1 pseudogene is annotated in these 1,384 nt (G+C 64.7%); it reads left to right on the top strand.

The annotated features are described in order from the left end of the window. The first annotated feature begins 81 nt into the window (after nucleotides 1–81). Nucleotides 82–1,099: pseudogene (locus C4S70_RS18375) on the top strand (IS110 family RNA-guided transposase). The last annotated feature ends 285 nt before the right edge of the window (nucleotides 1,100–1,384 follow it).

Below are 1,384 nucleotides of genomic sequence, written 5' to 3'. Positions count from 1 at the left end.
TGAACTGCTGCGGTGGATGCCCCCACCCAGCGGCATCTCGTATGCCATGATGGTTTCATGAACCAAGTGGAGGGCGCACCGATGACGACGAAGATCAAGATGCTGGCGATCGACCTGGCGAAGGGCAGCTTCCAGGTCTGCGCCGTGGGGCCGGAGGGGACGGTTCTATACAACCGGGCTTTGTCGCGGACGCGGCTGGCGGCGCTTCTTGCCGATCAGCGAGCGTGCATCGTGGCGATGGAGGCCTGCGCAACGTCGCACCATTGGGGCCGGGTGGCGCAACGGCACGGCCATGAGGTGCGGCTGGTCCCTGCGGCCTATGTGAAGCCGTTCGTGAAGCGCCAAAAGAATGACCGGGCGGACGCGGAAGCTATCGCGGAGGCGGCCTTGGGCCGGAACATGCGCTTCGTAGCGGTGAAGAGCGCGGAGACCCAAGGACGCGCGGTGGCATTCCGAACGCACCAATGCCTCGTCCGGCAACGCACGCAGCTTATCAACGCGCTTCGGGGGGCACCTCGCCGAGTTCGGGCTGGTGGCACCGAAGGGCCCTGCGAGCCTGAAAGTCCTCGAGACCGCGCTGGCCCAAGAGACCAGTGCCGTACCCGGCGCGGTCCGGGAAATGGGGGCGATTTACCTTGAGCAGATCGCGCGGCTGACTGAGATTATCGAGCGGCTGGCGGACGAGCTCGAGGCGGCGTCGAGAACCGATGTACAGCTGCGCCGGCTATGCACCATTCCGGGGATCGGTCCTATCACCGCAGGCGCGGTCGCGGCGTTCGCACCGGATTTCGATACGTTCGACAGCGGGCGCAACTTCGCATCCTGGCTCGGCTTGGCGCCACGACAGAGATCCACCGGCGGCAAAACCAGGCTGGGTTCGGTCAGCAAGATGGGTCAGACCGACATCCGTCGCCTGCTGATCGTCGGCGCCATGAGCGTGATCCGCTGGGTGGTTCGCAAGGGCGGCAGTACGAACCGCTGGCTGGCCGCGCTGGTGTCACGCAAGCCCAGGATGGTCGCGGCCGTCGCGCTGGCGAACAAGATGGCTCGCATGATCTGGGCCATGACAAAGAAGCAAGAGGATTTCCGTATGGCGTGATCTGAGCCCCGGAGGCGGGACGAAGACACGACATGGCCGCAAGGCCGGGGTGAGTGATCGACGAGGAGCAGGCGATAGGGACTTCGAAGTTCAAGGCGGGAGATTCAGTCCCGGAGCTCGCGCGCTTGCAGCTCTCTGAACCGATGTGAACCCGGCCTTCCGAACAGCATACCGGCCCGTGGCGTCATGGAAGGCCACGCTCAGAGGCCTGACACACGTCCGATCGAAGACCCCCGCCGAAAGACCGAAGATTACGCTGGCCAAAACAGGGGGCATCCACACACG

Source organism: Jhaorihella thermophila (assembly GCF_900108275.1).
Lineage (GTDB): Bacteria > Pseudomonadota > Alphaproteobacteria > Rhodobacterales > Rhodobacteraceae > Jhaorihella > Jhaorihella thermophila.
Note: the sequence above shows the minus strand (reverse complement) of the source record. Positions and strands in the feature narration are given on the sequence as shown.